Annotated in this window: 6 protein-coding genes; 5 read left to right on the top strand and 1 reads right to left on the bottom strand. The window is 65.3% G+C overall.

Annotated features, from left to right (window positions below; genetic code table 11):
* From EOA75_RS29865 to EOA75_RS29850, 4 genes are all read left to right on the top strand, one after another.
* Window positions 1-419: pilus assembly protein (locus EOA75_RS29865; protein ID WP_127325833.1), on the top strand; the 419-nt coding region annotated here is incomplete at its 5' end.
* On the top strand, window positions 416-1,579 hold the full coding sequence (locus EOA75_RS29860; protein ID WP_127325832.1) for an AAA family ATPase: 1,164 nt from the start codon (window positions 416-418) through the stop codon (window positions 1,577-1,579). The genes EOA75_RS29865 and EOA75_RS29860, both read left to right, overlap by 4 nt.
* Window positions 1,566-2,147, top strand: a complete 582-nt coding sequence (locus EOA75_RS29855) for a L,D-transpeptidase (protein ID WP_127325831.1) — start codon at window positions 1,566-1,568, stop codon at window positions 2,145-2,147. Before EOA75_RS29860 ends, EOA75_RS29855 begins: the two co-directional genes overlap by 14 nt.
* Complete coding sequence (locus EOA75_RS29850) at window positions 2,144-2,689, top strand: hypothetical protein (protein ID WP_127325830.1); 546 nt, start codon at window positions 2,144-2,146, stop codon at window positions 2,687-2,689. Before EOA75_RS29855 ends, EOA75_RS29850 begins: the two co-directional genes overlap by 4 nt.
* Window positions 2,690-2,732: 43 nt before the next feature.
* Here the strand turns inward: EOA75_RS29850 and EOA75_RS29845 are convergent, their stop codons facing one another.
* Window positions 2,733-3,269: a hypothetical protein gene (locus EOA75_RS29845; protein ID WP_127325829.1), complete on the bottom strand. Its 537-nt coding sequence runs from the start codon at window positions 3,267-3,269 to the stop codon at window positions 2,733-2,735.
* Window positions 3,270-3,398: 129 nt separating this feature from the next.
* Here EOA75_RS29845 and EOA75_RS29840 point away from each other — a divergent pair, with 129 nt between their 5' ends.
* Entirely contained in the window at window positions 3,399-4,100 is a 702-nt protein-coding gene (locus EOA75_RS29840) for a thermonuclease family protein (RefSeq protein ID WP_127325828.1), read from the top strand.
* The last annotated feature ends 16 nt before the right edge of the window (window positions 4,101-4,116 follow it).

Raw genomic sequence — 4,116 nt, 5'->3', positions numbered from 1 at the left:
ATCCCGGGGCGCCGGTCGTCGCGGGCGCTTATGGTCCGTTCGTTTGCAGTTACACAGGTGCCACGGGATCTTGCACCAACAATGGCGGGTTCAACGCCGCTGCATTCAGCCGGGTATTCCGCGGCGATACGGCCAATACCAGCAACGATGCATGCCCGGCCCTTACCGCGGGCCAGAGACCCGGGATGTGCCACTTCTTCCCAGGCCTGCTGCGCAGCAACGTGGTCGTCACCTACACGGCAACCGGGCTCGGTTACCAGACTCGCCTCGGTGGTCCCGTGCCGACCATCACGGTCAGCCTTCAGAACAGGACCTTCCAGTTCTTCTTCCTCCAAGGGCTGATGGGGTTCGCCAACATCAACATGCCTTCCATGCTGAGTACCGTAACGGGTGAAGATTTAAAGAGTACATGGCCATGAACGCCATCGACACCAGAGTGCTGCCGACGAAACGCAAGCAGGTCGCCCTGTTTTCGTCCGATCCGAATTTCAGGCACGACGTGACCACGCGGCTCGACGCGCTGGCTATCTATGACGTCAGGGTTTCGGAGGCGGTCGAGTTCCTCAAGGGGCCGCCGGCCGATGCGCGGCCGGGCATCATCATCCTCGATCTCGGCGACGGCGAGCTGCTCGGCAACAATGCCCTTGTCGAGGCGCGCTCGGCCTGGGCTTCAGTACCGCTGATCGCGGTCTCGGGCGAGTTGACGTCGGAGCAGACGCGGGTGCTGGTGCGCATGAATGCGTCGGACTGGCTGCACAAGCCGCTCGACCCCAAGGAGCTGCTCAACGCCGTCACCTTCCACGACACCGGCAACCAGGGCACGAAGAGCCGGATCGTCACCTTCATTGCCGCCAGCGGCGGCGCCGGCGCGACCACGCTGGCGATCTCGGCGGCCGAGCATCTCGCCTCGAAATCGGCCGAGCGGGCGGCCTCGACCTGCCTCGTCGACCTCGACTTCCAGAGCGCCAATTGCGGCGCCTATCTCAACCAGTTCAACCAGTTCGACCTTGCCGGCATCATCGGCCAGCCGGAGCGACTCGATGTCGAGCTGATGGATGTCATCAAGCTGTCGCGGCCGTCCGGCCTCACGCTCTATTCCTTCGAGCGGCCGCAATTGCCGTTCGAGCCGCGCGGCGCGGATTTCGTCTTCCGGCTGCTCGACCTCGTCGCATATCGCTTCGACGACATCGTCATCGACTTGCCCAACATCGAGACGCCGTGGCACGAGTCGGTGCTGCGCACCAGCGACGAGATCTTCATCGTCTTCGAGCTCAACGTCGCCTCGCTCAGGCAGGGCAAGCGGCTCTACAAGAAGATCCGCGAATTGCGCGGCAACGGCGTCTCGATCACCTTGGTCGCGAACAAGCACAAGCGCAAATGGTTCGGCAACCACTTCTCGCGCAGCGAGCTGGAGAAGATCTTCAAGGCGCCGCACATCAAGTCGCTGGTGCTCGACAACGCGTTGCTCGCCGATGCGCTGAACCGCGCCATCCTGCCCTCCGAGGTGGACAGCCGGGCCCGCTTCAACAAGGACCTGAAGCGCATGTTCAAGGAGCGGCTGGACAATGCCCAGCGCTAGCCCGAAGCGGCGGATAGCGACAGGCCTCGCCGTCGCCTGCCTGATCGGAATCGCGCTGGCGGTGCCTTGCGATTTCGCTCAAGCCGGGTCGGGACTGCCGCCGCTTCCCGCCATGGGTCCCAGCCTGCGCAAGACGGTCGCCTTCCAGACCGGCGAGCAACCGGGAACGATCATCATCCGCAAAAACGAGAAGGCGCTCTATCTGGTCACGAACAAGAGCCAGGCGCTGCGCTACCAGATCAGCGTCGGCCGCGACGGCTTCGGCTGGACCGGCACCGTCAAGGTCGCCGCCAAGACCGAATGGCCGGAATGGCGCCCGCCCAAAGAAATGCGCGTCCGCCAGCCGGAGCTACCAGCGATGGTGCCCGCCGGCCCCTACAATCCGCTCGGCGCCAGGGCGCTCTATCTGTCGCGCGACGGGCGCGACACGCTCTATCGCATCCATGGCACCAACGATCCCAAAGGTGTCGGCTTCGACGGCACGTCCGGATGTTTTCGGCTGACGAACACGGATGTGATAGATCTCCTCAAGCGCGTCGCGGTGGGCGCAAAGGTGGTGGTGGAATGACGATGATCAGCGAGGCGGATATTCCGGCAATCGAACTCAGCGAACAGGAAAAGGCGCCGGGGAGGCCGAGCCGGGCGAGAACCATCGGCGTGGTCGCGGCCGGCGCGGTCCTCGTCACCGCCATCAACGTCACCGCCGCCTTCTATCTCTATCGCGGCGTCAACGACCTTCGGGCATTGGAGGCGCGGCTGGACCAGCTCGGCCAGTTCGAGCAGCGGATCGGCGCCCGCATCGATACCGTCAACAACGGCTTCCAGAGCCGGTTCGAGACGCTGGACCGGCAGCTGCAGGCGAGTTTCGGCCAGATGAACGGCAATATTGCCCGGCTGGAGCAGGGCCAGCCCGTCGCCGCCGACGCCGAGCCGCCGCGCTCGCCAGAGCCTAGTTTCGCCAACACGACCGTGGCCGAGGCCTCGGCAGGTGAAAACCCGTCCGTCGGCGCGCCGGCATTCAAGGGCAAGGCCGCGCCGCCCGGACCCAATCCGTCCTATCAGCGCATCCAGCAGGCCGACGGTAAAGTCTACTACAAGAAGATCAACTGACGCGGCATCGGGCGCTAGCGGAAGGCATTCCGATCAGCGGGGTCTACAGATCACGCTGCAGCGCCAGGATGCGGAGGGCGCGGGCTTCGGCGCGCAGCCTCGCCTCGCGCAGGAAGGCGACATGGCAATAGGCGCAGGCCGCAAGGCCAAGGCACAGCACCATGCAGTTTTTCAAGCTGAAGTCGATCGCCAGAGAGAATTGAAAGCCGCGCGGCGCCGTGAAGGTGGCGATCGTGCTCGCCGTTTCCGAATGGCTGCCGGCCGCTATCATCAGACCGGTGAACATCAGCGCGGCATGGTTGGCGAGGAAGAAGCCGGCCGATCTTTTCGCATGGCAAGCCATCCAGCAGACGCCTGACGCAACTATGATGACGGCGGCATCGATGGCCATCGAGCCGCCGAGATAGAAGTCCACCTGCTGCCAGAACATCGTCGAGAAGGGGCGCAGCTCGAGCCAGATGCGCCACATGGTCGGGCTGGCCGAATAGGTTCCGAGCAGAAACGTCGCCGTCCGTTCCGCCGCCAGCAGGAACAGCATGAGAGCCGGGAAGGCAAAGAGCAGTGTCGGCTTGCGCGTCATGTCATCCCCTCGACATCCGATGCTCGATTGTAGGCCGCATTGGTTGCGCGAGACTTAACGCAAAGCCTTGCTTTTCAAGCGATGTCATCGGCGCCTAATGTATGATCCGGTGAAACGACGAGGCGCGCTTTGGGCGAGGCGAAATCGACCGGCCGGCTTGCCACGACGCTCGGCAGCCTCGGGCTGGTCGCCGGCGCGCTGCTGGTCGCCGCGTCGAGGCACTGGTTGCCGCCGGACCTCCCCTCCCCGCCTGCCCAGGTCGCGAGCGAGGCCCGACCTGCCTCGCGCATCGCCGTCCACGACACGCGGCCAGGCCAGCCGACGCGCAGGATAGCCGAGCACCTCATCGCGCCGCCGCCGCTCGACGTGGCGAGGATCGAGCGCATCGAGCCCCGCCCTCCGCTCGGCGAGCTCGGCCTCGCCGTGCCGCCGAAGACGTCGATGCCGCAGGACTGGCATGAGACGCTGCTCTATCGCCCGATCGCCACCTCGTCGGCGATCTTCGAGGCCATGGGGCGCAGGGTGATCGTCAGCGGGACCATCGAGGTCGATCCCGCCAAAACCTGCGCGTTCGGCGACGTCATCTGGCCCTGCGGGCAGCGCGCCCGCGCCGCCTTCAATGCCTGGCTGCGCGGCCGGGCGCTCAAATGCGTCCTGCCGCCCGATGCCGACCGTTTTGCCATCGCCGCGCCGTGCATGCTCGGCAAACAGGATGTCGGCGCCTGGCTGGTTGCCAATGGCTGGGCGATGGCGTCCCCCTCGGGCATCTACGGCAAAGCCGAATTCGTCGCCAGGGCTGCCGAGATGGGCGTCTTCGGCCCGCCGCAATAGGGCATACCCGGAAACT

This window comes from Mesorhizobium sp. M1A.F.Ca.IN.022.07.1.1 (assembly GCF_003997575.1).
GTDB lineage: Bacteria > Pseudomonadota > Alphaproteobacteria > Rhizobiales > Rhizobiaceae > Mesorhizobium.
This window is presented reverse-complemented; position numbering and strand designations above follow the sequence as displayed.

What these genes read in the sequence shown, in the direction of transcription:
- EOA75_RS29860 (WP_127325832.1), top strand. Translation starts at nt 416, where the DNA reads ATGAACGCCATCGACACCAGAGTGCTGCCGACGAAACGCAAGCAGGTC.
- EOA75_RS29855 (WP_127325831.1), top strand. Translation starts at nt 1,566, where the DNA reads ATGCCCAGCGCTAGCCCGAAGCGGCGGATAGCGACAGGCCTCGCCGTC.
- EOA75_RS29850 (WP_127325830.1), top strand. Translation starts at nt 2,144, where the DNA reads ATGACGATGATCAGCGAGGCGGATATTCCGGCAATCGAACTCAGCGAA.
- EOA75_RS29845 (WP_127325829.1), bottom strand. Translation starts at nt 3,269, where the DNA reads ATGACGCGCAAGCCGACACTGCTCTTTGCCTTCCCGGCTCTCATGCTG.